This is a genomic window from Pseudomonas sp. BNK-45 (assembly GCF_047456255.1).
GTDB lineage: Bacteria > Pseudomonadota > Gammaproteobacteria > Pseudomonadales > Pseudomonadaceae > Aquipseudomonas.
Window position 1 is genome coordinate 5,629,517 of record NZ_CP179909.1, and the last position, 26,402, is coordinate 5,655,918.

27 protein-coding genes and 1 tRNA gene are annotated in these 26,402 nt (G+C 61.0%); 9 read left to right on the forward strand and 19 right to left on the reverse strand.

Features of this window, described 5'->3' with window-relative positions; all coding sequences use genetic code 11:
- Positions 1-102 precede the first annotated feature (102 nt).
- Positions 103-648, forward strand: coding sequence for a ribonuclease H family protein (locus tag ACMGG8_RS25365; protein ID WP_414158664.1), 546 nt, complete (start codon positions 103-105; stop codon positions 646-648).
- A gap of 267 nt (positions 649-915) precedes the next feature.
- Positions 916-1,221 carry a type II toxin-antitoxin system Phd/YefM family antitoxin gene (locus ACMGG8_RS25370; RefSeq protein ID WP_414158665.1) on the forward strand — a complete coding sequence of 102 codons (306 nt, stop codon included), beginning with the start codon at positions 916-918 and terminating at the stop codon, positions 1,219-1,221.
- A 91-nt stretch (positions 1,222-1,312) separates the two neighbouring features.
- Here ACMGG8_RS25370 and ACMGG8_RS25375 read toward each other — a convergent pair whose 3' ends face one another.
- A complete protein-coding gene (locus ACMGG8_RS25375; protein WP_414158666.1) occupies positions 1,313-3,031 on the reverse strand; it encodes a DUF6538 domain-containing protein in 1,719 nt (572 codons plus the stop codon).
- Between the two features lie 109 nt (positions 3,032-3,140).
- A tRNA-Ser gene (locus ACMGG8_RS25380) sits at positions 3,141-3,230 on the reverse strand.
- A gap of 318 nt (positions 3,231-3,548) precedes the next feature.
- Between ACMGG8_RS25380 and ACMGG8_RS25385 the strand changes: the two genes are divergently transcribed.
- The 3 genes from ACMGG8_RS25385 to ACMGG8_RS25395 all read left to right on the forward strand — a co-directional run bounded on the left by ACMGG8_RS25385 (position 3,549) and on the right by ACMGG8_RS25395 (position 6,299).
- Positions 3,549-4,238: a crotonase/enoyl-CoA hydratase family protein gene (locus ACMGG8_RS25385; RefSeq protein WP_060838269.1), complete on the forward strand. Its 690-nt coding sequence runs from the start codon at positions 3,549-3,551 to the stop codon at positions 4,236-4,238.
- A gap of 213 nt (positions 4,239-4,451) precedes the next feature.
- Positions 4,452-5,174: a lysophospholipid acyltransferase family protein gene (locus tag ACMGG8_RS25390; protein WP_060842876.1), complete on the forward strand. Its 723-nt coding sequence runs from the start codon at positions 4,452-4,454 to the stop codon at positions 5,172-5,174.
- A gap of 153 nt (positions 5,175-5,327) precedes the next feature.
- Positions 5,328-6,299: a magnesium and cobalt transport protein CorA gene (locus tag ACMGG8_RS25395; protein WP_060838267.1), complete on the forward strand. Its 972-nt coding sequence runs from the start codon at positions 5,328-5,330 to the stop codon at positions 6,297-6,299.
- A 40-nt stretch (positions 6,300-6,339) separates the two neighbouring features.
- On the opposite strand, the gene ACMGG8_RS25400 is transcribed toward ACMGG8_RS25395, so the two are convergent.
- The 3 genes from ACMGG8_RS25400 to ACMGG8_RS25410 form a co-directional block, all read right to left on the reverse strand.
- Positions 6,340-7,062: an amidotransferase gene (locus ACMGG8_RS25400; protein ID WP_060838266.1), complete on the reverse strand. Its 723-nt coding sequence runs from the start codon at positions 7,060-7,062 to the stop codon at positions 6,340-6,342.
- Positions 7,063-7,167: 105 nt separating this feature from the next.
- Entirely contained in the window at positions 7,168-9,312 is a 2,145-nt protein-coding gene (locus ACMGG8_RS25405) for a 3-hydroxyacyl-CoA dehydrogenase NAD-binding domain-containing protein (protein WP_414158667.1), read from the reverse strand.
- 25 nt (positions 9,313-9,337) lie between these two features.
- Positions 9,338-10,543, reverse strand: coding sequence for an acetyl-CoA C-acetyltransferase (locus ACMGG8_RS25410; RefSeq protein ID WP_060838264.1), 1,206 nt, complete (start codon positions 10,541-10,543; stop codon positions 9,338-9,340).
- Positions 10,544-11,325: 782 nt separating this feature from the next.
- Here ACMGG8_RS25410 and ACMGG8_RS25415 point away from each other — a divergent pair.
- Entirely contained in the window at positions 11,326-12,132 is an 807-nt protein-coding gene (locus tag ACMGG8_RS25415) for a c-type cytochrome (RefSeq protein WP_414158668.1), read from the forward strand.
- Positions 12,133-12,433: 301 nt separating this feature from the next.
- Here the strand turns inward: ACMGG8_RS25415 and ACMGG8_RS25420 are convergent, their stop codons facing one another.
- The 12 genes from ACMGG8_RS25420 to ACMGG8_RS25475 form a co-directional block, all read right to left on the reverse strand.
- The gene (locus tag ACMGG8_RS25420) at positions 12,434-12,775 is read right to left on the reverse strand and encodes a ribonuclease E inhibitor RraB (protein WP_060842873.1); all 342 of its coding nucleotides are present in this window, start codon (positions 12,773-12,775) and stop codon (positions 12,434-12,436) included.
- Positions 12,776-12,988: 213 nt separating this feature from the next.
- Positions 12,989-13,222, reverse strand: a complete 234-nt coding sequence (locus ACMGG8_RS25425; protein ID WP_016964988.1) for a hypothetical protein — start codon at positions 13,220-13,222, stop codon at positions 12,989-12,991.
- Positions 13,223-13,365: 143 nt separating this feature from the next.
- The gene (locus tag ACMGG8_RS25430; RefSeq protein WP_060838261.1) at positions 13,366-13,974 is read right to left on the reverse strand and encodes an START domain-containing protein; all 609 of its coding nucleotides are present in this window, start codon (positions 13,972-13,974) and stop codon (positions 13,366-13,368) included.
- Positions 13,975-14,017: 43 nt separating this feature from the next.
- Positions 14,018-14,272 (reverse strand): YkgJ family cysteine cluster protein, encoded by a 255-nt coding sequence (locus tag ACMGG8_RS25435; protein ID WP_082729197.1) that lies wholly within the window; start codon positions 14,270-14,272, stop codon positions 14,018-14,020.
- A gap of 168 nt (positions 14,273-14,440) precedes the next feature.
- Positions 14,441-14,941, reverse strand: a complete 501-nt coding sequence (locus ACMGG8_RS25440; RefSeq protein WP_060838260.1) for a hypothetical protein — start codon at positions 14,939-14,941, stop codon at positions 14,441-14,443.
- A 76-nt stretch (positions 14,942-15,017) separates the two neighbouring features.
- Positions 15,018-16,457 carry a PLP-dependent aminotransferase family protein gene (locus tag ACMGG8_RS25445; protein ID WP_011060145.1) on the reverse strand — a complete coding sequence of 480 codons (1,440 nt, stop codon included), beginning with the start codon at positions 16,455-16,457 and terminating at the stop codon, positions 15,018-15,020.
- Between the two features lie 203 nt (positions 16,458-16,660).
- On the reverse strand, positions 16,661-17,473 hold the full coding sequence (locus ACMGG8_RS25450; RefSeq protein WP_060838259.1) for an OmpA family protein: 813 nt from the start codon (positions 17,471-17,473) through the stop codon (positions 16,661-16,663).
- Positions 17,470-17,826, reverse strand: a complete 357-nt coding sequence (locus ACMGG8_RS25455; protein ID WP_016964456.1) for a DUF4398 domain-containing protein — start codon at positions 17,824-17,826, stop codon at positions 17,470-17,472. Before ACMGG8_RS25455 ends, ACMGG8_RS25450 begins: the two co-directional genes overlap by 4 nt.
- 9 nt (positions 17,827-17,835) lie before the next feature.
- Positions 17,836-18,660, reverse strand: a complete 825-nt coding sequence (locus ACMGG8_RS25460) for a substrate-binding periplasmic protein (protein WP_414158669.1) — start codon at positions 18,658-18,660, stop codon at positions 17,836-17,838.
- Positions 18,661-18,741: 81 nt separating this feature from the next.
- Positions 18,742-19,671, reverse strand: a complete 930-nt coding sequence (locus tag ACMGG8_RS25465) for an electron transfer flavoprotein subunit alpha/FixB family protein (RefSeq protein WP_047302861.1) — start codon at positions 19,669-19,671, stop codon at positions 18,742-18,744.
- A 2-nt stretch (positions 19,672-19,673) separates the two neighbouring features.
- Positions 19,674-20,423, reverse strand: a complete 750-nt coding sequence (locus ACMGG8_RS25470; RefSeq protein ID WP_015634720.1) for an electron transfer flavoprotein subunit beta/FixA family protein — start codon at positions 20,421-20,423, stop codon at positions 19,674-19,676.
- A gap of 259 nt (positions 20,424-20,682) precedes the next feature.
- The gene (locus ACMGG8_RS25475; protein WP_016964459.1) at positions 20,683-20,874 is read right to left on the reverse strand and encodes a hypothetical protein; all 192 of its coding nucleotides are present in this window, start codon (positions 20,872-20,874) and stop codon (positions 20,683-20,685) included.
- 99 nt (positions 20,875-20,973) lie between these two features.
- On the opposite strand from ACMGG8_RS25475, the gene ACMGG8_RS25480 reads away from it, so the two are divergent.
- Complete coding sequence (locus ACMGG8_RS25480) at positions 20,974-22,638, forward strand: electron transfer flavoprotein-ubiquinone oxidoreductase (protein WP_414158670.1); 1,665 nt, start codon at positions 20,974-20,976, stop codon at positions 22,636-22,638.
- 169 nt (positions 22,639-22,807) lie between these two features.
- Here ACMGG8_RS25480 and ACMGG8_RS25485 read toward each other — a convergent pair whose 3' ends face one another.
- Positions 22,808-23,698, reverse strand: a complete 891-nt coding sequence (locus tag ACMGG8_RS25485; protein ID WP_060838256.1) for an AraC family transcriptional regulator — start codon at positions 23,696-23,698, stop codon at positions 22,808-22,810.
- Between the two features lie 180 nt (positions 23,699-23,878).
- Between ACMGG8_RS25485 and ACMGG8_RS25490 the strand changes: the two genes are divergently transcribed.
- Positions 23,879-24,931, forward strand: a complete 1,053-nt coding sequence (locus tag ACMGG8_RS25490; protein WP_235758687.1) for an NAD(P)-dependent alcohol dehydrogenase — start codon at positions 23,879-23,881, stop codon at positions 24,929-24,931.
- 109 nt (positions 24,932-25,040) lie between these two features.
- Here the strand turns inward: ACMGG8_RS25490 and ACMGG8_RS25495 are convergent, their stop codons facing one another.
- Positions 25,041-25,520: a GNAT family N-acetyltransferase gene (locus ACMGG8_RS25495; RefSeq protein WP_060838254.1), complete on the reverse strand. Its 480-nt coding sequence runs from the start codon at positions 25,518-25,520 to the stop codon at positions 25,041-25,043.
- 128 nt (positions 25,521-25,648) lie between these two features.
- On the opposite strand from ACMGG8_RS25495, the gene ACMGG8_RS25500 reads away from it, so the two are divergent.
- Positions 25,649-26,290, forward strand: coding sequence for an HD domain-containing protein (locus ACMGG8_RS25500; protein ID WP_108544908.1), 642 nt, complete (start codon positions 25,649-25,651; stop codon positions 26,288-26,290).
- Positions 26,291-26,402: the final 112 nt, after the last annotated feature.

Genomic DNA, 26,402 nt, shown 5'->3' on the forward strand with positions numbered 1-26,402 from the left:
AGAGCTCCAGGTAAGGGGGTCTCAGAGCCCTGAATCACCTACAGCCGCCGTAAAACAAGGCTTCCGAGAATTTAACTAGCGGGCATAAGCCGGGGAATACCTATGGCTTACGGCGAAGCCATGCCCGCGAAACTACCAACATGGGAACGCGACATGACCTCTATCAGCTACATAATTCACACAGACGGTTCTTGTATGGGCAACGGAACCCAATTCGCCAAGGGTGGATATGGAGCGGTTCTCCGACGCAGTGATGGTGCTGTACTAGAGATAGCCGGACCTTTGAATGACGGAATAACCCCGACCTCGCCGCGTGCCGAAATGGTAGCGGTCATTCGTGCTTTGCAGCGGCTCAAGGCCCCTTCAGTAGTAACGCTGTACTGTGACAATGAAATGGTAGTGAAAGGTGTTAATGAATGGCTTCCAGGTTGGAAGGCTAAGGGGTGGAAAAGGAAAAAGAATAAGCCTGTCGAAAACGTGGACCTCTGGGAGGCTATTGACGCGTTAGTTCAGTATCACCAAGTCACCTTCGTGTGGGTGAGAGGTCATACAGGCAATGCGGACAACGAGCGAGCGGACGCTCTAGCCAGTCGTGGGTGTTTGGGGGAGCGCATTGACTACCGCCAGGAGGCGCAACTAGCAACATAAGACCCTTGGCTTGTTGCACGTGAGGATGCACCAGGAGGGGACGTGTGCACTCCCCTGTAGTTTTAGTGGCGGAGGGGAGCGCCAGGGAAGGTCTGGCCTAGCGCAAACCGTGGGGGCTATCACCTTCTGGCGCAAACTGCTTGGTCGGTGCTGGCCACGCTCAAGTGCATCCAGTTATGCAAGCCTTTACTTGGGAAGTAGGCTCCAACGTCAGACGCCACCCTCCCCCTACTATCATCAAGCAGTAAACACGGAGTGGAGCTGCACATGCACTACATCGATTATGCGGAGCTGGAGGCCAACTTCGAGCATTACGTCGAGCGAGCATATAACGGGGAGGAGATCGTCATCACCCGTGACGGTGAGCCGTTGGTGAAGCTCGTGCCATGCCGGCCGAAGCTACCACGCATCGGGTTCTTGAAAGGTCAGTTCGCTTTTGACGCCGAAGTATTCAGCGCTATGGATAAAGAAGTCGAAGACCTGTTTTATGCGAGCGAGATATTTCCCGAGGACAGCTCCGTCGCAGGACCAGAACCGACCAAGCCAGACAGCAGCGACAAAAACGAGCAGTAACACAGGCTCATGCAGAATGGCGACAGTGTTTACAACTGACTATCTCCCCGAACTTTCGCCTACTCCCGTCGCTGTAGAGGCCACGGCAAGGCTACTGTAGTAGGCCCGCTTCTTGCGCCAAGCGCGGAAACTTGCGCAACTCCTCTGCCATTCGAGCTAAAGGCATATGTCCATAAGACCGCCCAACGGTGCCCCCGCTGTGCCCAGTGATGGCTTCGTGGACGTCATCTGGAATTCCCACACCCCGGCACAAGGTCTTGAATGCATGTCGAAACCCATGCATAGGAGCCGCTGGGCTCTCAAGACCTACGACTTTAGACAGGTAAGGCCCCCAGTGCCGGCCAAAAGATTGGCCGAACTTCCCCCGAGCATCCTGCGCCAACTTCGGAAATAGTTGACCTGACGAAGGTAAAGACGCCACGTAAGCACCGAACCCCAGTGCAAGTAAGTCAGCGTGGAGTGGAACATCCCTCCGGCTACTGGCGGTCTTGACCCGACGGCCATGCCCATCATCAACGTCGTCATTGAGAATACTCAGGTAGTGAACCCCATCAGTAGTCTGACGTACATCACGAACATAGAGCTGGGCCAATTCGTTCTGACGGGCCCCTGTATATGCAGCTAGCAGCGGCATCCAGTAAAGCGCTTGACCAAGATCCGTAAGGGGCGGCTTCCAGTTCGCAACGAATACGGGGCTCGACAGAATGGCCTTTATTTCATCCCGACTATAGTCTTTGCGGCGGCGACTACCACCAGATTTGATAATGTCGCGCGCCACACGCTTTGATACCCCAGAATCGACAATGGGGTTCGCCTGAATCCAGCCCATATCCTTAGCGAACGTAAGTATCGACGACATAGCCCGAAGACGCTTCTTTGCGGTCGCAGGGCTAATGCGTGGCAAGTCCTGGGCATCTGCCAACGCGATTTGCTGAAGGGCGTCAATTCCGCGTATACCCACACCTTTGCTAACCGGAGTTCGGGCCAGCTTCAGCCTGTACTCTTGGGCCAGCTCATTAGTGAAACTGGAAATTGGTACATCACCGAACAACTCGACAAAGTGCTGAACGATGCCCTTGTAGTCATTGAGCGTGGTGTCCGTTGCAGCCCTCCTACTCGCAATACGGTCAGTCTTGTAGGCATCCCAAACAGCCAAAATGGTGCGCCCCTCATGCTTGAACGCCTCAGCACGCTCAAAGGAAAGAGGCGCAACAGGCGCTATCACGGGGGGAGCCACATACCTGCCCCCAGCATCAACACGTGCCAAACAAAGGGTGGACAAGTCACATAAGTGCGACCAGAAAGCTTCGGCCAATTGATTGTGTAAAGGCGTACCTTTCGCAACGAGGGGCAGCTTGTGCTGCTGTAGCACGGCATCAATAGACGGAGCAGTATGCCTAGCAATGTCGGCGTTAGAGTCAGGGTCAACTACCATCTGGTACGTAACAAAGTAACGACCGACTGGCTCCCCGTCTCGCTCATTGAAACCGCCACCATAGGACTCCACCAGCCAGTGCCCGTAATCGCCTGTCGCTTCAAGCCGCGCTAGCTCTTCCCGGAACCACCTGGCAGCTAGCTGCTGAACGTCGTTCGCATCCAGCCGTACGTTACCGTCGTATAGCCCCTGAGCAAGGGCAAACGCTTGGGCGCACTCTTCACTGACGCTGTAAACGCGGCGCATCGCAACCTCACAGTCCTTGGTGCCCAAGCTGCGCTTCCACTCACGCTTCCCCATGATGGGAATCAAATGCGGGGGAACCTTGCGTCTGAACTGATAAACCCCACGGGAATCCAGGGTAGGTCGGGTCATAGCTAAAACCATGCGGTGTACTCGTCCGGTGTACGCATTTCGGGCGAGCTTTGAAGGAGCCAGACAGCAAAAAGCCCCGGAGCTTTTAACTACCGGGGCTTTGCGAATTTGGCGGTGAAGGAGAGATTCGAACTCTCGATACAGTTTCCTGTATACACACTTTCCAGGCGTGCTCCTTAAGCCACTCGGACACTTCACCGTATCTCGTCAAACCGATTCAGTCTGTCGAGGCGCGCTAATGTAGTCGATAGCTTTTCAGATGGCAAACTTTTTTTTCAGAATTTTCATGCGCTTAAGATCGATCCGTCGTTGCAGGGGGCTGGGAGCCAGCGGCAACAAGGCAAACCGGCCATTCTTCAGCCTTGTCTCTAGCTATATAGAAGAAAGCAGGCATGGCCGGCGGCGGCGTGCAGGCCAATGCCCGGCCTTGCACCTGACTCATCAGTCAGTCACGGCGCTTTACCAGATCGGTCGTGGTGGGTAACTTCTGCTGCACTTCAATACAAGGAATTGCGTCATGAGTGAGTTGATTTCCTACCATCTCGAAGACGGTATCGCGACCCTGACCTTGAGCAATGGCAAGGTCAATGCCATCTCCCCGGACGTGATTGCCGCTTTCAACGCTGCGCTAGATCAGGCCACCGCCGATCGCGCCGTGGTGATCATCACTGGTCAGCCGGGCATTCTCTCCGGCGGTTACGACCTCAAGGTCATGACAGCCGGTCCCAAAGAAGCCGTGGCGCTGGTAACCCAAGGCTCGACCCTGGCCCGCCGCCTGCTGTCCCACCCGTTCCCGGTGATCGTCGCTTGCCCGGGTCACGCGGTGGCCAAGGGTGCCTTCCTGCTGTTGTCGGCGGATTACCGTATCGGCGTCGACGGTCCCTTCAGCATCGGCCTGAATGAAGTGCAGATCGGCATGACCATGCACCATGCCGGCATCGAGCTGGCCCGCGATCGCCTGCGGCGTTCGGCCTTCCATCGTTCGGTAATCAATGGCGAGATGTTCGACCCGCAAGGCGCGGTGGATGCCGGCTTCCTCGACAAGGTGGTGAGCGCCGAGGAACTGCAAGGCACGGCCCTGGCCGCCGCACGCCAGCTGAAGAAGATCAATATGCTGGCCCACAAGAACACCAAGCTGAAGGTGCGCAAGGCCCTGCTGGACACCCTCGACAACGCCATCATCCTCGACCAGGAACACATGGGCTGAATCGCCGGTGTGGAATGAATCGGCCCGACCTGTGTGTCGGGCTTTTTCTTGCCTGGCCGAAATGAACAGGCAAAGGCCTCTAGACCGCGGCTGGCACCAGCCTGCGGAAACATGTACTTAAACATCGCCCATCTCCCGGCTGAGAGCGGCAATTGCCGAAAACAGTGCACATCCGTACACTGCGCCACCTTTTGTCCCCGGTGGGCCGTTTAGATGCTGTATCTGTTTCGTATGTCGTTGATGGGCCTGCACTTTATCCTTGCCGGAAGCCTGGGCCTGCTGCTTGGACTGTGCCGCCCCTTCAACCCGGACAACAGTCGCCTGTGCGCCCGCCTCTACGCCTGGCCGGCCATGTGCATCCTGCGCCTGCGGGTCAAGGCCGAAGTCGGGCCGCTGATGGACAAGCCTGAGAGCTGCGTAATCATCGCCAACCACCAGTCCAATTACGATTTGTTCGTGTTCGGCAACGTGGTGCCGCGACGCACGGTGTGCATCGGCAAGAAGAGCCTGAAATGGGTGCCGCTGTTCGGGCAACTGTTCTGGCTGGCGGGCAATGTCCTGATCGATCGCGGCAACCCGCACAAGGCGCGGCGCTCCATGCTCACCACCACCCATACGCTGCAACACAAGGACACCTCGATCTGGGTCTTCCCCGAAGGCACCCGCAACCTCGGCGAGGACCTGCTGCCGTTCAAGAAGGGCGCGTTCCAGATGGCCATCGCCGCCGGCGTGCCGATCGTGCCGGTGTGCGTCAGCAGCTACATCAAGCACATGCGCCTGAACCGCTGGAACAGCGGCAAGATCCTGATCCGCTCGCTGCCGGCAATTCCCACCGCCGGGCTGACCATGGACGACATGCCACGGCTGATCGCTCAGTGTCGTGAGCAGATGCGCGAATGCATCGCCCACATGGATCGCCAGCTGCAAGCCGCCTGAACCGCGAGCCCTCCCCCGATGCCAGCAAGCCCGCCCCGTGCGGGCTTTAATTTGTCTGCGAACTCCAGCTCCGGCAGTGACTCTGATGCTGCATTGCAGGCTAAGCTGCTGATTTGTAACCGCCCCATTGATAAGAAGAAGTGAAGCAGAGCCATGGGTAGAGTTGTTGCTGCCGCCGTGTACAGCGGCGGAAAGAAAGTCACCGATATCAGCCTTGACGAAGGGGCTGCCTGGGCCGCGAAACCCGGCCACTTCGTGTGGATCGGCCTGGAGGAACCCAATGCCCACGAACTGGCCAATCTGCAACGCCAGTTCAACCTGCATGAACTGGCCATCGAAGACGCTCTGGAGAAGCACAGCCGCCCCAAGCTGGAAACCTTTGGCGACGCCTTGTTCATCGTCACGTATTCGCCGGTGCGCACCGAGGGCAAGCTGGAGTTCATCGAAACCCACATCTTTGCCGGCAACGGCTACATCATCACCGCCCGCAACGGCCACTCGGCCTCCTATGGCTATGTACGCCAGCGTTGCGAGGCGCGCCCCCTGCTGCTGGAGCACGGCGAAGACTTCGTCCTTTATGCGCTGCTGGATTTCGTCACCGAGAACTACCAGCCGGTCAGTGAGGCCATCCACGGCGAGATCGACGAACTGGAACGCAACGTCCTGTGCAACTCGCTGAACGAACGGGATATCCAGAACCTCCACGGCCTGCGCCGCGACGTGCTGCGCCTGCGCCGCTATGTCGCGCCGATGGTGGAGATCAGCGAGGAGCTGCAGAAACTCAGCTTTCCGTTCATCGACAAGAACATGCGGCCGTATTTCCGTGACGTGCAGATTCACGTCACCCGGCAGATGGAGGACTTGTCGACCCTGCGCGACATTGCCAGCCAGACCATCGAGATCGGTGTACTGCTGGAGGCTTCACGGCAAAGCATCGTGCAGCGCAAGTTCGCCGCCTGGGCGGCGATCCTGGCGTTTCCCACCGCGGTGGCGGGGATCTACGGGATGAACTTCCAGAACATGCCGGAACTGAGCTGGCACTACGGCTACTTTGGTGTTTTGGGTTTTATCAGTGTCGGCTGTATCAGCCTGTGGGCCAGCTTCAAGCGTTCCGGCTGGCTCTAGGGGACTGGGCCCCGGGCGCGGACGCCAGGGCCCTGCCAGGTCATGCGGCTTCGGGTTTGTGGGCGACGAAACGCATCATCCATTCCGCAACGGTGGTGCCGTGGTGCTCGTGCTCGAGACTGGCCAGGCCCTTCTGGTAGATCTTCTCGCCGAGAAACTCCTGGCGCAGGTCCAGCAGCGCCCGGGAGTAGTCGTGGATGAACTCGGGGTGCCCCTGGAAACACAGCACCTGGTCATTGATGTGATAGGCGGCATAGGGGCAGAAATCGCTGGAGGCGATCACTGTGGCGTTTTCCGGTAGCGCGGTGACCTGGTCCTGGTGGCTGATCAACAGTGTCAGTTCCTCCACCACCGGGCTCATCCACGGCGCCTTGGCGGAAAGCTTGTAGCTATGGGTGCCAACGCCCCAGCCCTGAGTCGCCCGCTCGCTCTTGCCCCCCAGCAACAACGCCAGCAACTGATGGCCAAAGCAGATGCCCAGCAGCTTGTCACCGCGCTCGTAGCGGCCCAGCAGGTAGGTCTTGAGGGTTTGAATCCAGGGGTCGGTGCCAAAGGAGTCGGCCTTGCTGCCGGTCACCAGATAAGCGTCGAACTCCAGCTCGTCGCTGGGGTATTCGCCCTGGACCACGTTGTAGACGCTGAACTGGGCGGCAATGGGTTGCTGGGAAAACAGGCGCTGGAACATCTGCCCGTAACCCTGATATTGATCGACCAGTTCGGGACGCAGGATATCGGTTTCAAGAATGCAGATGCGTAGCGACATAAAAAATTCCTGACAAGGTGATGGCAATAATGAACAGCCCAGAGCCTGCCTTGAAATACCACGGCAAGGCAAGCCCCGGGGCCACTCATCGAGCGCCCGTCAACCTCAGAACAACTGCCCCTGGCGAGCCTTCTCCAGGAGCAGGGTCGGCGGGGCGAATCGTTCACCGTATTGCTGCGCCAGGTACTGCGCACGAGCGACGAAATCCTTCACCCCGTACTGGTTGATGAACTGCAGGGCGCCGCCGCTCCAGGCAGCGAAACCGATGCCGAAGATCGAGCCGATATTGGCGTCCGCCGTGGACTGCAGCACCCCCTCCTCCAGGCAACGCACGGTTTCGATGGCCTGGATGAACAGCAGGCGGTCACGCACGTCCTGGGGCGAGATCTGTCCATCGGCGCGATAGAAGCGCGTGTGCAACTCGGGCCACAAGTGCTTCTGGCCACCGGCCGGGTAATCGTAGAAACCGCCGCCGGCGGCCTTGCCCGCACGCTTGTGGTCGTGGAGTAACTGGTCGATCACGGCAAACGCCGGATGCTTGATAGGCGGCTTGCCTTCAGCCTGCAGGTCCTTGGTGGTCTGCTGACGGATGTGGCTCATCAGGCTCAGGGACACTTCATCGGAAATCGCCAGCGGCCCGACCGGCATCCCGGCCTTGCGCGCCTCGGTTTCGATCATCGGCGCCGAAATGCCTTCGCCGAGCATGGCAATCCCTTCATTGGTGAAGGTGCCGAACACCCGGGAGGTGAAGAATCCGCGGCTGTCGTTGACCACGATCGGGCTCTTGTTGATCTGCAGCACGAAGTCGAACCCACGGGCCAGGGTCGCCTCGCTGGTCTGTGCGCCCTTGATGATCTCCACCAAGGGCATCTTTTCCACCGGGCTGAAGAAATGCAGGCCGATGAACTTGTCCGGATTCGGCACCGCCGTGGCCAGTCCGGTGATGGGCAGGGTCGAAGTGTTGGAGGCAATCACCGCTTCTGCGCCGACCACCTGCTGCGCAGCCCGGGACACCCTGGCCTTGAGCTCACGGTCCTCGAACACCGCCTCGATGATCAGGTCGCAACCGGCCAGGTCGGCGTCCTCGGCGGTGGTACGGATTCGCGCCAGGGTCGCGTCACGCTGCTCGCGGCTCAATTGCCCACGCGCCAGCTTTTTCTCCAGCAGCGCCGCCGAGTGGGCCTTGCCCTTCTCTGCCGCCTCGACGCTGATGTCCTTGAGCACCACCTCGATACCCGCCACCGCGCTGACGTAGGCAATCCCCGCCCCCATCATCCCGGCCCCCAGCACCCCGAGCTTTTTCGTGGTCTGCGGCGCGATACCTTGAGGGCGCGAGCCACCGGCATTGATTTCATTGAGCTGGAACCAGAAGGTGCCCATCATGTTCTTCGCCACCTGGCCGGTGGCCAGCTCGGTGAAGTAGCGAGTCTCAATCAGGTGCGCGGTGGCGAAATCCACCTGGGCGCCTTCGACGGCGGCGCACAGGATCTTCTCCGGCGCGGGGAAACAGCCCTGGGTCTTGGCTCGCAGGATCGACGGGGCAATGGCCAGCATCTGCGCCACTTTCGGGTTGGCTGGCGTGCCGCCGGGGATCTGATAACCGCGCACGTCCCAGGGCTGCTGGGGCGCCGGGTTGGCGAGGATCCAGGCCCGAGCCTTGGCCAGCAGCTCATCGCGATCCGTCGCCAGGGCGTCGATCAGGCCAGCTTGCAGCGCCTGCTGCGGGCGCACTTTCTTGCCTTCCAGCAGATACGGCAGCGCCTTTTCCAGGCCCAGCATGCGCACCATGCGCACCACCCCACCGCCACCGGGCAACAGGCCCAGGGTGACTTCCGGCAGGCCGATCTGTACCGATTTATCGTCCAGGGCTACCCGGTGATGGCAGGCCAGGCAGATTTCCCAGCCGCCACCCAGGGCAGCGCCATTGATTGCAGCGACCACCGGTTTGCCTAGGGTTTCCAGAGCGCGCAACTGGCCCTTGAGGGCCAGCACCCGGTCATGAAAAGCCTTGGCTTGCGGCCTGTCGACCTTGATCAGCTCATTGAGGTCGCCGCCGGCAAAGAAGGTCTTTTTCGCCGAGGTGATGATCACCCCGGCAATCGATTGCTGCTCGGCCTGCAGGCGCGCCACGACGCCGGCCATGGCGTCGCGGTACACCGCGTTCATGGTGTTGGCGCTCTGGCCCGGCATATCGATGGTCAGGACGACGATCTGGTCCTGGCCCTTTTCGTAACGGATGGCATCGGTCATGAAGTTGATTCCTTGAAGTCGGGGCTCAGAGGCGTTCGATGATGGTGGCGATACCCATGCCGCCGCCGACACAGAGGGTCGCCAGGCCGTAGCGCTGGCGCCGGCTTTCCAGCTCATCGAGCAAGGTGCCGAGGATCGCGCAGCCGGTGGCGCCCAGCGGATGCCCCAGGGCGATGGCGCCCCCGTTGACGTTGACCCGGGCCGGATCGATGGCCATGTCCTTGATGAACTTGAGCACCACCGAGGCAAAGGCTTCGTTGACCTCGAACAGATCGATGTCCTCGACCCGCAACCCGGCCTTGGCCAGGGCCTTGCGGGTGGCCGGCGCCGGGCCGGTGAGCATGATGGTGGGGTCGGTGCTGGTCACCGCCGTGGCCACGATCCGCGCCCGGGGCTTGAGCCCCAGCTCGCGGCCCTTGGCCTCTGAACCGATGAGCATCAGCGCCGAACCGTCGACGATGCCCGAACTGTTGCCCGGGGTGTGCACGTGGTTGATGCGCTCGACATGGCTGTAGACCCGCAGCGCGGTGGCGTCGAAGCCCATCTGACCCATCATTTCGAAACTCGGCTTGAGGCTGCCCAGGCCTTCCAGGGTCGAGTCGGCGCGGATGAACTCGTCATGCTCCAGCAAGACGATGCCGTTCTGGTCCTGCACCGGCACCAGGGACTTGGCGAAGGCGCCGCTGGCCCGGGCCCGAGCCGCCTTCTGCTGGGATTGCAGGGCGAAGCGGTCGACCTCCTCGCGGGAGAAGCCCTCCAGGGTCGCGATCAGGTCCGCGCCAATGCCCTGGGGGGTGAAATGACTGTGCATATTGGTTTCCGGGTCCAGCACCCAGGCCCCGCCATCGCTGCCCATGGGCACCCGGGACATGGACTCCACGCCACCGACCACCACCAGTTCCTCGAACCCCGAACGCACCTTCATCGCACCGAGATTGACCGCTTCCAGCCCCGAGGCGCAAAAGCGATTGATCTGCACACCGGCCACGCTCACATCCCAATCCGCAGCCTGAACGGCGGTCTTGGCGATATCGGCCCCTTGATCGCCGATGGGCGTCACACAGCCCAGGACCACGTCGTCCACCTGGCTGGTGTCCAGCTCGCAACGCTGTTGCAGAGCCCGCAGCAAGCCGGCCACCAGGTTCACCGGTTTCACGCTGTGCAAGGCGCCATCGGCCTTGCCTTTGCCACGGGGCGTGCGTAACGCATCGAATATCAAAGCTTGGGTCATGACGTCCTCGAACCGCTGTGCAGGGGAAATGTCGAGCCCTCACCTTAGGCGCGACAGCCGTGGATTCAATGACCGATGCGCTCAGCCGCCTTGACGGTGACGCTCAGACGAACGGTAGGCAGCTAAGCGATCGCCCGATGAAGGGTCGCGAGCTGTCTAGCCAAAGGGCGACCACCCGGTGTGTCAGTGGATTTATAGCGTTTTCAGGGATTGCAGCTATAACTTCATACGAATTGGATCTAAGCCAGAGGATACAAGGCCCCTAAGGTAGAAGCTGTAGGAAGTCCCGGACGGATTCTGCATCGGGACAGGTCAAAAAAGGGACACATAACCGGCCCACAATCACATTCAGGACCGGCATGCATTGATGCTCAGGAATAACAACAAAAGGCATTCAGCCATGTTCAAACATTCGAAAGTACGTCAGGCGGGGCTCATCCTCTTCGCAACCACATTGCTGTTGATCTTGCCGAACCTCACCAAAGTGATCGGCTGATACGGGGTTGCTCGACCAACCGACCAGCACCTTGCCCCCCGGTTCTCGCCGGGGGCGGGCTGTCGCGTGTCCATCTTGCTGAGCAACCGCAAGCAGGAGGCTTCATGTCGCCACCGCCCCGTCCACGCAGGAAGGCCAAGACCCGCTAGCCAAGCGCGACTATTTCGGTATCGTGAACCACGCTGACCACGAAGAACGCCGGGATGCCTGGTCGACCCTGTGTCGCAACCGCAAGACCTGCAGCCCGATGACGCCTACCCACTGACGAAGATCCGACGGCCATCCATTGAAAGCTCTCCTCCTTTGCGCTGCCCTCCTGACGAGCAGCCCGCTATACGCCGCCCAACTGCTGATCGACCTGGGCTCCGGCAGCCGCACCTGGCAGACCGAAGAACTGCTCCAGCACCCCGCCGCGCGGACCATCCAGATCAAGGACGACGTGTCCTACCACCGCGACATGCAGTACCGGGCCGTGCCCATGGCGGCCCTGCTCCAGGGACTCAAGGCCGATGACCACCTGCAGGCCGTGGCCCTGGACGGCTTCGCCGCCGAACTGAGCGCCGCGCCTCTGCTCGACACCCAGGGCTCCCAGGCCTGGCTGGCCATTGAAGACCCAAGCCAACCCTGGCCTGCCCTGGCCGCGGACAAGCCCGGCGCCGGGCCTTTCTACCTGGTGTGGACGAACCCGCAAGCCGGGCATGTGAGCCCCGAGCAATGGCCATTCCAGGTGGCGCGCATCCAGCGCCTGGCGCCGGTGGCAGAGCGCTTTCCGGCCCTGGCTCCGGATCCGAAGCTGGCCAGCAATGATCCGGTCAACCAGGGTTTCATCCTGTTCCAGAAGAACTGCCTGGCCTGCCACCGCCTCAATGCCGCCGGTGACTCACAGTTCGGGCCGGACTTGAACATTCCCTACAACCCTACCGAGTATTTCAGTGGCGACTTTCTCAAGCGCTACATCCGCGATCCGCAGAGCCTGAGGCGCTGGCCACAAGCCAAGATGCCCGGGTTCGACAGCACTGTGTTGCCGGATCAAGAGCTGGAGTTGTTGCTGGGCTATCTGCGGCATATGGCGGGGCGCAAGCAGTTGCCTTGAGCTGATGCGGGTGTTGTCTATCGCCTGGATAGCCAGAGTTGATTTCACGGTCCGGCCAGGCAGGCGGACAATCGCGCCCATCGAGCAAAGACTTCATCACGCCTGATGAAGTCGCTGCTGCAACCTTGATGACGCCGATGACAACCGGGTCCGGGCTCTCCCGACCGGTTCCCTCTCCTGACCGGTCTTCCCTTTTAGCCACCCTCCCGGGTGGCTTTTTTTTTACCTTTGAGCCCCCTGAAAACGCAATTGGCCGACCCGAGGGCCAGCCAATTGTTCGTCTTGATGCAATGGCTCCGGGTTATACCAGGCGCCCGCGAATCTCCTGCTTCACCCCCCATCCTTCAATGATGCCGCCCAGAGGCTCGACCACGGCCTCGAAGTCCTGTTCAAAATCCCCGATGCCGCCATAGGTGGCGTACATCACCTTGCTCAGTTCCAGATACCAGGCGCCGTCATCACGCACGCTGACCTGGGCGTTCAAGGATTCACCGCGAAACTGTCCTGCCGCCCTGCGCGCCCGCTCCTCATCCGGGAAAATGGCGTAGAACTCGATGGGATGGAATCGTGAAAAATCAAAACCGCCTTCTTTCATGCGGCGCAGCACACTGCTGCTGAGGTCTTCTTGAACGGCTGTGCTCATGAAACGTCCTCCTCAAACCGATGGATAGACTTTCCGTGCTTCCCGACTCGCCGGCCAAAGCAACCGGCATCACGACCCGGGGCGGGTCGTCAGGAAACAAGCATGGAGCTGACAAGATCAGAGCTAGGCGAAGAATTTGCTGATCTCGTTTGCAGATTAGCGCCAACGCCTGGGCGCCGCCAGAAATAGCTGCGCAAGCGATCTCTGTCGTCTCTAGATCGGCGTGATGCTGAGAATCTGAATGCTGTTCTGCTCTTTCAGGCTTTTGAGAGTGGGGGCTTCGATACGTCCGTCGAGATCATTCAGATCCAGTTCGGCACTGACCGGCAGCAGCTTGGCCCTAACCAGCTGCGCGGCCCGTTCCAGCGTCGGCTCCTGCTCGCAATCGAAGTCTTCGACGGACTGCACACCATGATCGTCCACGAAAGTGACTTGCCACTTTTGCATCAGCGCCTCCTCGATAGCCCTGTCAGTGGGCCTACAACATCTCGACCTTGAGCCAGAGGCAAACGTTCCGCGGCGCGGGCGGGCCAGCCAACAAAAAGGCCGCCCGGAGGCGGCCTTGATCGAACCCTTGGACCGTCAGCCGATCACGGCTTTTCGGCACGGGCCTTGAGCGCCTTCAGAGTGTTGAAGGGCGCATCCACCACGAACTTGTTGGCCAGCCAGGACGGCACGCTGCCACCGGGCTCGGTGTGCACCTGATAGGTCACTTCGACCTGATCGGCACCTTTGGGCACGAACTTCCAGTAACCCTCGACCTGGGATACACGCACGAAACCTTTCTCTTCCGGGATGTAGGTCGGCACGCCTTCCAGCTTGCGGGTCAGACTGCCGTCCGCGGCTTCGCTGGTCGTGATGTGCAGCACCGAGTCACGCGCAGTGACCGGCCAAGGCGTGTTGAACTGGGTGTAGGTCCAGGTTTGATCGCCTTCGTGCTTGAGCAGTTTCTGGGTCTTGCACTCGTGGATCCAGGCGCAGGCACCCACCACGTCTTCCTGCAGTGCACGAAGCTTGGCGATGGAGGTCTTCATGGTGGTGACGCCACGGTAGGCCTTGTATTTGGAACCGGCCACTTCACTCAAGGAGATCTTGATGCCGTCTTCGTCCTTCGCCGTTTGCCAGTCTTCGGCGTGGGCTGTTGCCGACAACAGCACGGTGAAGCCACAGAGCACAGCCATTCGATACAGCGAACCCATTGTCTTATTCCTTATTGTTGAAGTTCCGTTCATTGAGAACACTCTAAGCCGCTGTCACTTGTTCCCACCATCCGAGCAAGCGGATGGCATCTTCCCGGCTTTCGCCGCAAACCTCGGGATCTGCCTGAAACGCGCCGCACACCGCTGGCCGCTCCGGCCTACCGAACAAGCCACACAGGTGTTCGACAGACAGGTGCAGGCAACGTTCTCCCGCCGGCTTGCCATTGGGCATTCCGGGGATCGGTGAGCTGATGGAAGGGGCAATGCAGCAGGCGCCACAACCTTCACGGCATTTCATGACGAAAGCTCCTCGCGACAAGCATAGTGTTGAATGACGCCGCACAAGAGTAACCGCTAAAACAGCCGTTTAAAATTACTCAAAGAACGGATTTGACGCACAACCGTGCGTGACTGATCAGTCTCCGACAAAGCGTCGCTGCAGCCAGTCACAAACAGGTTGAAGAATTTACTGCTTGAATTCGAAATCCAGGGCCGCGCCTTCGATTTCACGACGCTCCTCATTGCGCAACTGCAACTGCATTTCGTTGCTCAGCAAGCGACCGTTGAGTTGGAACGGACTGCTTTCCTTGGGTTTCTCGCCAAACATCTGCGGCAGCAATGGTTCGCGCTTGGGCAATGGCACACTGCCGACAGGTTGCAGATGCTTGACCATTTCCGGCGGCAGGCTGAGGTCCAGCTTGGGGCTCTTCAGCGGCGTCTTGATGTCTTGATAGGCCCACTTGGATTTGGGCTTGGCTGCAGCCTTCTTGCTTGCCGGCTTGCTCTTGCCAGTGCTGGCCTGGGCCTTGGCCTTGCTCGCCGAGGCCTGCTTGGCGGTAGCAGGCTTGCTCGGATGGGCGCTGCTGGCGGCCGGTTTATCGGCGGCCGAGGCTGCCTGGACAGGCGTGACAGCGACAACTCCCAACAGACAGGCTGATAACCAGATGGCAGGAAAAAAGGCATTCATAAAGGCAGGTAGATCGACAAAAGGTGCCCTATGCTCGCTTGTTGCAAGCCCCATGACAAGCACAGGGCCGCATTGTTTAAAAACCGCCGGCCGCCTCCTGGCACAACTGGCTGGCGAGCATGCCCAGGGTCATCAAGGCCCGCTCGGCCTCACGGTTCCAGGGGGTGCCGCAATTGAGCCGCACGCAGTGGTTGAACTGCTCGGTGTTACTGAAGATCAACCCCGGGGCGATGCTGATGCCCTGCTGCAGGGCCCGCACATGCAATTCCTGGGTGTTGACCCGCCCCGGCAGGCTGACCCAGAGAATGAAACCGCCGTTGGGTCGGGTGATCTGCGTGCCTTCCGGAAAGTACTGCTGCACCGCCAGTTGAAAGGCGCTGAGGTTCTTGCGGTACTCCTGGCGGATGTAGCGTAAATGCCGGTCGTAGCCGCCGTTCTCCAGGTACGCCGCAACGCCCATCTGCGTCACGCTGCACGCCGAATGAGTACTGAAGGTCTGCAGGCGCTGGATCTCCTGCTGATACTTGCCGGCGATCATCCAGCCGATGCGCACCCCCGGTGACAGGGTCTTGGAGAAACTCGAGCAGTAGATCACCCGGTCCAGGCGGTCATAGGCCTTGAGGGCCTTGGTGCGCCCTACCTCGAACATCAACTCGCCGTAGATATCGTCCTCGACCACCTGAATATCGAAATCCGAAGCCAGACGCAGCAACTGCTTCTGCCGTTCCTCCGGCATGGTGCCGCCCAGGGGATTGCTCAGACGCGTCGTCAGCACCAGAGCCTTGATCGACCACTGGTTGGCCGCCAGTTGCAGCGCTTCGAGGCTCATCCCGGTGGAAGGATCGCTGGGAATCTCGATGACCTTGAGCCCCAGCAGGTCCGCCAGTTGCAGCAATCCGTAATAGGTCGGTGATTCCGCGGCGATCAGATCGCCCGGCCGGGTCAGGACCCGCAGCGACATTTGCAGGGCATCGACGCAACCGTGAGTGATCACCACTTCCGAAGGATCGACCACCACCCCGGCGTCACGCATGCGAATCGCCACCTGGCGTCGCAGTGGCTCGAAGCCCGGACTGAACATGTAGCTGAACGCCCGGGGGCTGTGAAACCGCGTGACCTTGGCCAATTGCTGGTGCAAGGCCCGCACCGGCAGGTAGTCGACGCTGGGCACCGCAGCCCCCAGCGGAAAGACCCCTTCGCGACGGGACTCCACCAACACCTGCTGGATAATGCTGCTGCGGGTCACCAGCCCTGGACGCTCGACCCGGGCGATGTCCGGCGTGGGCGCGGTCAGCGCCGGCGTCTGGTGCACGTAGTAACCGGACTGGGGGCGCGCGCGGATCAGCCCCTGGTCCTCGAGGTTGGCGTAGGCCTGGAGCACCGTGGCGTGGCTGACGTTGAGCTGCGAGCTCATCTTGCGTACCGACGGCACGCGCTCCCCCGGCTGGTAGACACCACGGCGAATATCCTCAGCCAGTTGCTGAGCGATACGTTGATAGAGCAAGAGATTGGTCATGGCACAGCACTCGATTTCACGGCGTTTTATTCTTGTGTGAAACAATACCGGCACAGTTTAGAAGTGTACTGGGACAGTTCCTACAATAGTCGAGGACACCGGGCAGTGAAAAGTAGAACTGTAGGGTTTTTGTGAGCACCTTGGCAGACATAAAAAAACCCGACGCCTAGCGGACGTCGGGTTTTTCGGGGACAACAGGGGTTTCAGCGAGCGGCGCCAAGCTGGCCCTTTTCGTCGGAGAAGACGATTTCCACTCGCCGGTTCTGCGCCCGGCCACGCTCCGACGCATTGGCTTCCACCGGGTAGTCGTCACCGTAGCCTTCGACCTGGATCCGCTTCTCGTCGATCCCCAGATCCACCAGCACGTCCGCCACGGCCTGGGCCCGATCACGCGACAGCTGCAGATTGCTCTGACGCTCACCGGTGTTGTCGGTATAGCCCTCAATGCGCACGACACGCTTGGGGTTCAGCTGCAGGAACTGCACCACCTTGAGCACTGTGCGATTGGCCGAGTTCTTCAATTCGGCCTCGCCGGTGTCAAACAGCACGTCGCCCAGCGTCATCACCAGGCCACGGTCGGTCTGGGTGGTCGCCAGGCTGATGATCTGCTCCTCCAGCCACTTGCCCTGCTGCTGCACGCTCAACAGTTTGGCCTCACGCAGGGCCAGTTGCAGGCGCTGTCGTTCCAGTTCGAGCTTGGCGGCGCGCTCCTGGTTCAGCGCCTGATCCGTGTGTTCCCGGGCAATTTCGCTGTAGCGCCGACTGAGGTAGGCATAGTGCTCCACATCGGCGCCGCTGCCCCAGTAGGTCGACAGTCGATCGGCACGGGCCAGGGATTCTCCGGCGCGTATCACGTCCTTGGGCGCGATACGCAACACGTTGGAGTCCTCCTTGACCTTCTGGAAGTCGGCACCGGCTTGCTGCAGGGCTTCCTCGCTGTGCTGGCCGGCACAGCCATAGAGACCGGCGCAGGCCAACAGCAACGCGCCACCAAAGATGCGGGTCGAAAGGCTCATTGGGCATCTCCCAGTTGCTTGCGCAGGCGGGTGATGCGGGTGTTGAGCTCGTTCACCTGTTCCTGGCTCTTCTGGGTCAGGACCTTGGCCTCGGCCAATCGGGCATCCAGTTCTGCCTGTTCGGCACGCATCCGCGCCTTCTTGTAGGACTCATCCTGCATATTGCCCTGAGCCCGGGAGAACTTGTCTTCGGCCAGTTTCAACTCAGGCATCGCCTCGGCCGAGGCCCCCACGGCCTTGGCTTGCTCCAGTGCCTGGGCAGTGAGGCGCATTTGCTCGGTGGGCGCCGGATCGGTTGCACAACCCGCCATGGCCAACAGGGCCAGGGCAGGGAAAAGAGGTCGAATAGTCACACGTGATTCCTACGGTTTTGGGCTGCTGACGGGTTGCTGCAACTGGGCCTTCCAGCGCTCCAGATTGCGCTGCAGCAAGGCCTCCGTCAGACCGGACGCGGGCAATTCTGTCATCTTTTTTGCCAGCTGTCCGCGCAACCATGGGCCATTGCAGGCGGAGTTATGGGACAGCGCGAGAAACAGTCCCGGTTTGTCGATGGCCTGGGGAAACGCCTGCAGGTCCGCCGCCATTCCCAGGGACTGGGCCATGGCCATGCCCGCATAGCGCGGTGCCAGAACATAGTCCACTTCCCCCAGCAGCAAGGTCTGGAAGACCTGGGTCAAGTTCGGCAGGCGCTTGAGCTGCAAGTGCTCCTTGGCCACGACCTGAAAGGGCTGGGTCAACCGGGCCTTTTCCGAAACCGCTCCCGGATGACCGGCAAGGTCCGCCACCTGGGTGTAGCTCAGGGTCGAGTCCTTGCGGGTCCACACCAGATAGTCGTTCTGCACCAGCGCCGGATGGATGTAGTCCAGAGACTCCAGCTCATTGAAGGTCAGTGGCGCATCGGCCAGCAGGTCCATGCGCCCGCTACGAACTTCATCCAGGGCTTCGGAACGTTTGCCGGCGTACAACAGCTCGACCTTGAGTCCCAGCTCCCCCGCCACTTGCTGCAGCAGATCGGCACTGGCTCCCATCAGGTGCTTGGGGTTCTGCGGGTCTTGCCACAGGTACGGTGGCGCGTCCGGGCTGCCGGTCACCACCAGACGCTCGCACTTGCCTGCTGCCAGTGACAGCGCTGGCGACAACGCCAGGCCCAACAGCGCTGCCCAGCCACTGATGCGGTGCAGATCCATGGCGATACCCTCCCCCAACAAAAAACACCCATAAAAAAACCCGGCCAAAAGGCCGGGCTCTTTATAAGTGAAGACGCCGGATTAGACCAGCTTCTCCAACTCGGGTACGGCTTCGAACAAGTCCGCCACCAGGCCGTAATCGGCCACCTGGAAGATCGGCGCCTCTTCGTCCTTGTTGATCGCAACGATCACTTTGGAGTCTTTCATGCCGGCCAGGTGCTGGATCGCGCCGGAGATACCGACAGCGATGTACAGCTGTGGCGCAACGATCTTGCCGGTCTGGCCGACCTGCATGTCGTTGGGCACGAAGCCTGCGTCCACTGCAGCGCGGGAAGCGCCGACAGCGGCACCCAGCTTGTCGGCCAGGGCATACAGGTGCTTGAAGTTGTCGCCGTTCTGCATGCCGCGACCGCCGGAAACGACGATCTTGGCAGCGGTCAGCTCAGGACGATCGGACTTGGCCAGCTCTTCGCCAACGAAGCTCGACTTGCCCGCATCGTGAGCGGCGCCAACCGCTTCAACCGCAGCCGAACCACCTTCAGCGGCAACGGCGTCGAAGCCGGTGGCACGCACGGTGATGACTTTCACCGCAGCCGAGGACTGCACGGTGGCGATGGCGTTACCGGCATAGATCGGACGCTTGAAGGTATCGGCGCTTTCGACCGAGATGATCTCGGAGATCTGGTCAACGTCCAGCTGGGCGGCAACCCGCGGCAGGATGTTTTTGCCGTTGGAAGTCGCGGCAGCCAGGATGTGGCTGTAGCCAGCGCCCAGTTCGGCGACCAGCGGCGCAACGTTTTCCGGCAGCTGGTGAGCGTAGGCGGCGTTGTCGGCCACCAGCACTTTGGCCACGCCAGCGACTTTGGCGGCGGCTTCAGCCACAGCACCAACGCCCTGACCGGCGACCAGTACATGAATGTCACCACCGATTTTGGCGGCGGCGGCAACGGTGTTCAGGGTGGCCGGAGCCAGCGCCTTGTTATCGTGTTCGGCGATTACCAAGATAGTCATGATCAGATTACCTTCGCTTCGTTTTTCAGTTTCTCGACCAGTTCAGCCACCGACTTGACCTTGATACCCGCGCTGCGTGCAGCCGGCGCTTCGACTTTCAGGGTCTTGTTGGTGGAGGCGGTGGAAACGCCCAAAGCATCAGGAGTCAGCGTTTCAAGCGGCTTCTTCTTGGCTTTCATGATGTTTGGCAGAGACGCGTAGCGCGGCTCGTTCAGACGCAGGTCGGTGGTGACGATGGCTGGCAGGTTCAGTGCAACGGTCTGCAGGCCGCCATCGATTTCGCGAGTGACATTGACCTTGTCGCCGGACACTTCGACCTTGGAGGCGAAGGTGCCTTGAGCGTAACCGCTCAGGGCCGCCAGCATCTGGCCGGTCTGGTTGTTGTCGCTATCGATGGCCTGTTTGCCGAGGATCACCAGTTGTGGCTGCTCCTTGTCGACCACAGCCTTGAGCAGCTTGGCCACGGCCAGGGAGTTCAACTCTTCAGCGGACTCGACGAGGATTGCGCGATCGGCACCCAGTGCCAGGGCGGTACGCAGTTGCTCTTGAGCAGTAGCAGGACCGATGGAGACGACGACGATTTCAGTCGCTACACCTTTCTCTTTCAGGCGTACGGCTTCTTCCACTGCGATTTCGCAGAAAGGGTTCATCGACATCTTGACGTTGGCGAGGTCGACGCCGGAGTTGTCCGCTTTGACGCGAACCTTGACGTTATAGTCGACCACTCGTTTGACAGCTACAAGAACCTTCATGGATTCCTCGTTACTCTCCGGTGAAAAGAAAGTCGCCTAGGCGAGAACCTGGCGGTTGATGCTCATCGGCACAAGGGCACCTCCAAAAACGCTGGCGTACATAAAGGATGACCTTGCTCACGGGAGTGATGACCGTTGGTCAGTGGTGACCGGCGAGTCATTCATTATCGCGGCGTGTAAACTGCGCACGTTCAAGCTGTGCGGCGCATCACCTTTACTGCCTTTGCCCTGTCTTTAGAGGTGCTCTTGAAACCAACAGTCAGCCTACGGCGAGCGCAAAACCGACCGTATCTTGACCGGAACGCCTTTTCTGGTCAATACGGCAAAATAGCCGTTTATAAGCCGCGCTTCTTTGATTTATCTGGGCTGCAGCAATTTCAAACAAACGTTTGTATTGGACGCTGAGAGTGGTGTAGATATAATGCGCCGCCCAGAGAGAAAGGTCGGCCATCCACCCCTCCTCCCCCCATTTGCGATGGGAGAAAGCGCGGATGCAACGCCAAACCTCCAATTAGAAAAAACCGTTGAGCCTTGAGTAGGAGATAGCCTAGTGGAACGCGAATACATGGAATTCGACGTGGTCATCGTCGGTGCCGGCCCCGCAGGCTTGTCCGCCGCTTGCCGCCTTAAGCAGAAGGCCGCTGAAGCCGGTAAGGAAATCAGCGTCTGCGTGGTCGAGAAAGGCTCCGAAGTCGGTGCTCACATCCTTTCCGGTGCCGTGTTCGAACCACGGGCCCTGAACGAACTGTTCCCGGACTGGAAGGAACTGGGCGCCCCGCTCAACACTCCGGTGACCCGCGACGACATCTATGTCCTGCGCAGCGGCGAAACGTCCACCAAGGTTCCGGACTTCTTTGTGCCCAAGACCATGCACAACGAAGGCAACTACATCATCTCCCTGGGCAACCTGTGCCGCTGGCTGGCCCAGCAAGCCGAGAACCTGGGCGTGGAAATCTACCCGGGCTTCGCCGCCCAGGAAGCCCTGATCGACGAAAACGGCGTGGTGCGCGGAATCATCACCGGCGACCTGGGCGTCGACCGTGAAGGCCAGCCAAAAGACGGCCTCTACACCCCCGGCATGGAACTGCGCGGCAAATACACCCTGTTCGCCGAAGGCTGCCGCGGCCATATCGGCAAGCAGCTGATCAAGCGCTTCAACCTGGACAGCGACGCCGACGCCCAGCACTACGGCATCGGCCTCAAGGAAATCTGGGAAATCGATCCGGCCAAGCACCAACCGGGCCTGGTGGTGCACACCGCCGGCTGGCCGCTGGACATCATGGGCAACGAGAACACCGGCGGCTCCTTCCTCTATCACCTGGAAAACAACCAGGTGGTGGTGGGCCTGATCGTCGACCTGTCCTACGCCAACACCTACCTGTCGCCGTTCGACGAGTTCCAGCGCCTCAAGCATCACCCGGTGCTCAAGCAGTACCTGGAAGGCGGCAAGCGCATCAGCTACGGCGCCCGTGCCATCTGCAAGGGCGGCCTGAACTCGCTGCCGAAGATGGTGTTCAAGGGCGGCGCGCTGATCGGTTGCGACCTGGGCACCCTGAACTTCGCCAAGATCAAGGGCAGCCACACGGCCATGAAGTCCGGCATGCTCGCCGCCGACGCGGTGGCCGACTCGCTGTTCGTCGGCTCCGAAGGCGCCGACGAGCTCAAGAGCTACGTCGACTCCTTCAAATCCAGCTGGCTGTATGAAGAGCTGTTCGCCAGCCGCAACTTCGGCCCGGCCATGCACAAGTTCGGCCCGATCATCGGTGCCGGCTTCAACTGGATGGATCAGAACATCTTCGGTGGCAAGCTGCCCTTCACCCTGCACGACACCAAGCCGGACTACGCCTGCCTGAAGCTGGCCAAGGACTGCACGAAGATCGACTACCCGAAACCCGACGGCAAACTCAGCTTCGACAAACTGAGCTCGGTGTTCATCTCCGGTACCAACCACGAAGAAGAACAGCCGTGCCACCTGAAGCTGACCGACCCGAGCATCCCGCTGAGCCGCAACCTGCCGCTGTACGATGAACCGGCCCAGCGTTACTGCCCGGCCGGCGTGTACGAGGTGATCACCCAGGAAGATGGCGAGAAGCGCTTCCAGATCAACGCGCAGAACTGTGTGCACTGCAAGACCTGCGACATCAAGGACCCGGCCCAGAACATCACCTGGGTCACTCCGGAAGGCGCCGGCGGCCCGACTTACCCGAACATGTAACTCGCCGCGCGACACAAGAGGCCCCCTATATGGGGGCCTTTTTCATGCCCGGCATTCGCCGCCCCGGCAGCCTGTGGAACCGGCTTTCCGGCGAAAACGCGCCCTCAAGCCCGGTACCGGCTCAGGGGCATCTTCGCTGGCAAGCCGACGCCTGCAAGGGCATGGCTGCTCAGGCAGCGCGCTCTTCGCCGGGGTTGCGCTCGAAGTAGCGCTTGTACTCGCGACTGAACTGCGAGGTGCTCTGGTAGCCCACCCGATGCGCTACCTGGGCCACGCCCAGCCCCTCCCCCAACAGCAGCTGCTGGGCCTTGAGCAGGCGCAGGCGCTTGAGGTACTGCACCGGCGAGAGCAAGGTGCTGCGCTTGAAATGCTCGTGGAAGGTCGAGGGGCTCATATTGGCGCAGCGGGCCAGGGTCTCGACGCTCAGGGGCTCGGTGTAATGCTCGTGCAGATGATTGAGCGATGCCGCGACCCGGGCGAAATGCCCCTGCTGCTCCACCAGTGCCCGCAGGGCATCGGCCTGGGGCCCACGCAGGGCAGCGAAAAGCAGTTCGCGCACCCTGGAGGCGCCCATGACCTTGCACTCCAGAGGATCGTGCAGACAGCGCAGCAGCCGCTCCACACAACCACGCATGCTGTCATCGAGCACCGCCGAGGTCATGGATTCCAGGGTCTGCGCCGAAGCGGCCCGGCCTTCGGTGATGCCCATGGCCAGCACCAGCTCGCTGAGGACCGCCCGGTCGATGGCGATGGAAATGCCCAGCAGCGGCGCATCGGGCATAGCGAAGGTTTCACATTCGAAGGGCACCGACAGGGCCTGGATCAGGTAGTGCCCGGCCCCATATTCCAGGGTCCGCGTCCCCAGATAGGCCAGTTTGCTGCCCTGGACAATGATCATCAGGCTCGGCTCATAAATCTGTGGGCCGCGCGCCACATCGCAGCTGGCTCGCAGCACCTGGACTCCAGGCAAGGCGGTAGCCACGAAACCATCTCGGCTGGCAAGGGGCCGGATCAGCGAAACCAGGGTGGCGTTGGCGTCCAGATGACGGGTCAGCAGCATGGGAAAAACTTCACGGAAAAAGGGATGAAAACATCATCGCAGGTCTGTCCGCCAATGCCGCGTGAAAACCGCCAATGACGGAGGAATAGGCATGACATGCCGAGGAATCGCCATGGTTGGGCGCAGGCCCAACGCCGAGAATGCCCCGCCTCAATCGTCAGCGTTTTCGCGAGGTCCATCATGTACACCGCCATCGGTTATGCCGCCCAGTCGGCCACCACTCCCCTCGCCCCCATGAGTTTCCAGCGCCGCAGCCCGCGCCCGGACGACGTCGCCATCGAGATCCTCTACTGCGGCGTCTGCCACTCCGACATCCACCAGGCCCGCAACGAATGGGGCATCGCCGTGTACCCGCTGATGCCGGGCCACGAGATCGTCGGCAAGGTCACCGCGGTCGGCGCCAACGTCAGCAAGCACAAGGTCGGCGACCTGGTGGGCGTCGGCTGCATGGTGGATTCCTGCCGCCACTGCGAGGCCTGCGCCGCGGACCTGGAACAGTACTGCCTGGAAGGTCCGACCATGACCTACGCCACCCCGGACCGGATCGACGGCAGCAACACCATGGGCGGCTACTCCGACAGCATCGTGGTCAGCGAGCACTTTGTCGTGCGCATCCCGGAGAAACTCGACCTGGCCAGCGCCGCGCCGATTCTCTGCGCCGGCATCACCACCTACTCGCCGCTCAAGCACTACGGGGTCAAGCCCGGCGACAAGGTGGGAATCCTCGGCATGGGCGGCCTGGGCCACATGGGCATCAAGTTCGCCAAGGCCCTGGGCGCCGAAGTGACCCTGTTCACCCGCTCGGCGAGCAAGGCCGAAGAAGCGCGACGCCAGGGCGCCGATCACGTGATCGTGTCCACCGACGCGGCGCAGATGCAGTCGGTGGCCGGGCATTTCGACTTTCTGCTGGACACCATTCCGGTGCCCCACGACCTCAACCCCTACCTCGATACCCTGCGCTTTGATGGCGTGCACATTCTGGTGGGCCTGATCGAGCCGGTGGACCCGGCGTTGCACGCCGGCAAACTGGTGATGAGCCGTCGGGTGCTGGCCGGCTCACTGATCGGCGGCATCGCCGAAACCCAGGAGGTGCTGGACTTCTGCGCCGAGCACGGCATCACCTGCGATATCGAAATGCTCGACATCCGCCAGATCAATGAAGCCTTTGAGCGCATGATCAAGGGCGATGTGAAATACCGCTTCGTGATCGACATGGCGAGCCTGAAGGGCTGAATCATCGCGTCATGCAGACCCGGCTTGGCGGTGGCAGGCGCTCCATGGAGCGGCCTTGGCCGGCAAGCCGGCTCCCGCCCAAGCCGGCGTCGGCGAACAGCGGCGGTGATCAGCCGCGGGCAAAGGCGCGCAGCACCTCACCGTCCATGCGGTACTTGACCCACTCTTCCTGAGGCTGGGCGCCCAGGGACTTGTAGAACTGGATCGCCGGTTCGTTCCACTCCAGCACGCTCCATTCGAAGCGTCCGCAATCGTTGTCACAGGCGATCTGCGCCAGGTGCCGCAGCAGTTGCTTGCCCGCCCCGCCGCCCCGCTGTTCCGGAGTGATGTAGAGATCCTCCAGGTACAGGCAGTTGCTGCCCAGCCAGGTGGAATAGCTGAAGAAAAACACCGCGAAACCGATCGGCTGTCCGTTGCGCAGGCAAATCAGGCCGTGGGCCGTGGCGCCCTCGCTGAACAGGCTGCGCTCGATGTCGGCGACACTGGCGATCACCTCATGACGTGCTCGCTCGTAGTCGGCGAGCTCGGTGATAAAGGTAAGAATCTGTGGGGCATCACTGGGCAGTGCGGGACGGATTTCGACGGACATCGACGGTTCTCATGGCGGAATCAGGCGGCCATATTAGAACGACAGTCGAAAGACTTGCACGGGCATTTATGGGAATCGGCCAATCACCGATCATGCAGCACACCGAACCGCATATCCTGGACCGCCGAATGCACTTTGCCCCCCTGCACGCCCTGGCAGAAACCTTGCTGCCCCACGCCCTCGAACCGACCAAGGACGGCTCCCACGACCTGTCCCACCTGCAACGGGTCTGGCACAACGTGCGACGCATAGTCGACGAAGAAGGCGGCAACCTCCGGGTGCTGCTGGCCGCCACCCTGCTCCACGATTGCGTGAGCGTGGAAAAAAACTCGCCGTTGCGCGCCCAGGCGTCACGTCTGTCGGCGGACAAGGCCCGCGGCATTCTTGCCGGGCTGGGCTGGAGCGACGCCGAGCGCGAAGCGGTAGCCCACGCCATCGCCGCCCACAGTTTTTCCGCCGCCCTCACCCCTGCCACCCTGGAAGCCAGGATCCTTCAGGACGCCGATCGCCTCGATGCCCTGGGCGCCCTGGGCGTGGCGCGGACCTTCTACGTCTCCGGCCGTCTGGGCCTGGCCCTCTACGACCCCGCCGACCCCACGGCCCGGCAGCGCGAACTCGATGACTCACGCTTCACCCTGGATCACTTCCAGACCAAGCTGCTGCATTTGGCCGAAGGTTTCCAGACGTCCTGCGGCACCCGACTGGCGCGGATCCGGCAAGAGCGCCTGCAACGCTTCCGAGAGGAGTTGCTGGAGGAAATCGGCGAGTGAGCCTGCGAGCTTACTCCGCTGGCGGCTAACCCTGAGACCACCAGGAACACAACCAATAGGCGGCGGCGCCATGTTAGAAAGCCCGACATGACTTCCAGCATGACGAGGCGCT

Excerpts from the sequence above, each read along its gene's own strand:
- ACMGG8_RS25365 (WP_414158664.1), top strand. The coding sequence starts at position 103 with ATGGCTTACGGCGAAGCCATGCCCGCGAAACTACCAACATGGGAACGC.
- ACMGG8_RS25370 (WP_414158665.1), top strand. The coding sequence starts at position 916 with ATGCACTACATCGATTATGCGGAGCTGGAGGCCAACTTCGAGCATTAC.
- ACMGG8_RS25375 (WP_414158666.1), bottom strand. The coding sequence starts at position 3,031 with ATGACCCGACCTACCCTGGATTCCCGTGGGGTTTATCAGTTCAGACGC.
- ACMGG8_RS25385 (WP_060838269.1), top strand. The coding sequence starts at position 3,549 with ATGAGTGAGTTGATTTCCTACCATCTCGAAGACGGTATCGCGACCCTG.
- ACMGG8_RS25390 (WP_060842876.1), top strand. The coding sequence starts at position 4,452 with ATGCTGTATCTGTTTCGTATGTCGTTGATGGGCCTGCACTTTATCCTT.
- ACMGG8_RS25395 (WP_060838267.1), top strand. The coding sequence starts at position 5,328 with ATGGGTAGAGTTGTTGCTGCCGCCGTGTACAGCGGCGGAAAGAAAGTC.
- ACMGG8_RS25400 (WP_060838266.1), bottom strand. The coding sequence starts at position 7,062 with ATGTCGCTACGCATCTGCATTCTTGAAACCGATATCCTGCGTCCCGAA.
- ACMGG8_RS25405 (WP_414158667.1), bottom strand. The coding sequence starts at position 9,312 with ATGACCGATGCCATCCGTTACGAAAAGGGCCAGGACCAGATCGTCGTC.
- ACMGG8_RS25410 (WP_060838264.1), bottom strand. The coding sequence starts at position 10,543 with ATGACCCAAGCTTTGATATTCGATGCGTTACGCACGCCCCGTGGCAAA.
- ACMGG8_RS25420 (WP_060842873.1), bottom strand. The coding sequence starts at position 12,775 with ATGAGCACAGCCGTTCAAGAAGACCTCAGCAGCAGTGTGCTGCGCCGC.
- ACMGG8_RS25425 (WP_016964988.1), bottom strand. The coding sequence starts at position 13,222 with ATGCAAAAGTGGCAAGTCACTTTCGTGGACGATCATGGTGTGCAGTCC.
- ACMGG8_RS25430 (WP_060838261.1), bottom strand. The coding sequence starts at position 13,974 with ATGGGTTCGCTGTATCGAATGGCTGTGCTCTGTGGCTTCACCGTGCTG.
- ACMGG8_RS25435 (WP_082729197.1), bottom strand. The coding sequence starts at position 14,272 with ATGAAATGCCGTGAAGGTTGTGGCGCCTGCTGCATTGCCCCTTCCATC.
- ACMGG8_RS25440 (WP_060838260.1), bottom strand. The coding sequence starts at position 14,941 with ATGAATGCCTTTTTTCCTGCCATCTGGTTATCAGCCTGTCTGTTGGGA.
- ACMGG8_RS25445 (WP_011060145.1), bottom strand. The coding sequence starts at position 16,457 with ATGACCAATCTCTTGCTCTATCAACGTATCGCTCAGCAACTGGCTGAG.
- ACMGG8_RS25450 (WP_060838259.1), bottom strand. The coding sequence starts at position 17,473 with ATGAGCCTTTCGACCCGCATCTTTGGTGGCGCGTTGCTGTTGGCCTGC.
- ACMGG8_RS25460 (WP_414158669.1), bottom strand. The coding sequence starts at position 18,660 with ATGGATCTGCACCGCATCAGTGGCTGGGCAGCGCTGTTGGGCCTGGCG.
- ACMGG8_RS25465 (WP_047302861.1), bottom strand. The coding sequence starts at position 19,671 with ATGACTATCTTGGTAATCGCCGAACACGATAACAAGGCGCTGGCTCCG.
- ACMGG8_RS25470 (WP_015634720.1), bottom strand. The coding sequence starts at position 20,423 with ATGAAGGTTCTTGTAGCTGTCAAACGAGTGGTCGACTATAACGTCAAG.
- ACMGG8_RS25475 (WP_016964459.1), bottom strand. The coding sequence starts at position 20,874 with ATGGCCGACCTTTCTCTCTGGGCGGCGCATTATATCTACACCACTCTC.
- ACMGG8_RS25485 (WP_060838256.1), bottom strand. The coding sequence starts at position 23,698 with ATGCTGCTGACCCGTCATCTGGACGCCAACGCCACCCTGGTTTCGCTG.
- ACMGG8_RS25490 (WP_235758687.1), top strand. The coding sequence starts at position 23,879 with ATGTACACCGCCATCGGTTATGCCGCCCAGTCGGCCACCACTCCCCTC.
- ACMGG8_RS25495 (WP_060838254.1), bottom strand. The coding sequence starts at position 25,520 with ATGTCCGTCGAAATCCGTCCCGCACTGCCCAGTGATGCCCCACAGATT.
- ACMGG8_RS25500 (WP_108544908.1), top strand. The coding sequence starts at position 25,649 with ATGCACTTTGCCCCCCTGCACGCCCTGGCAGAAACCTTGCTGCCCCAC.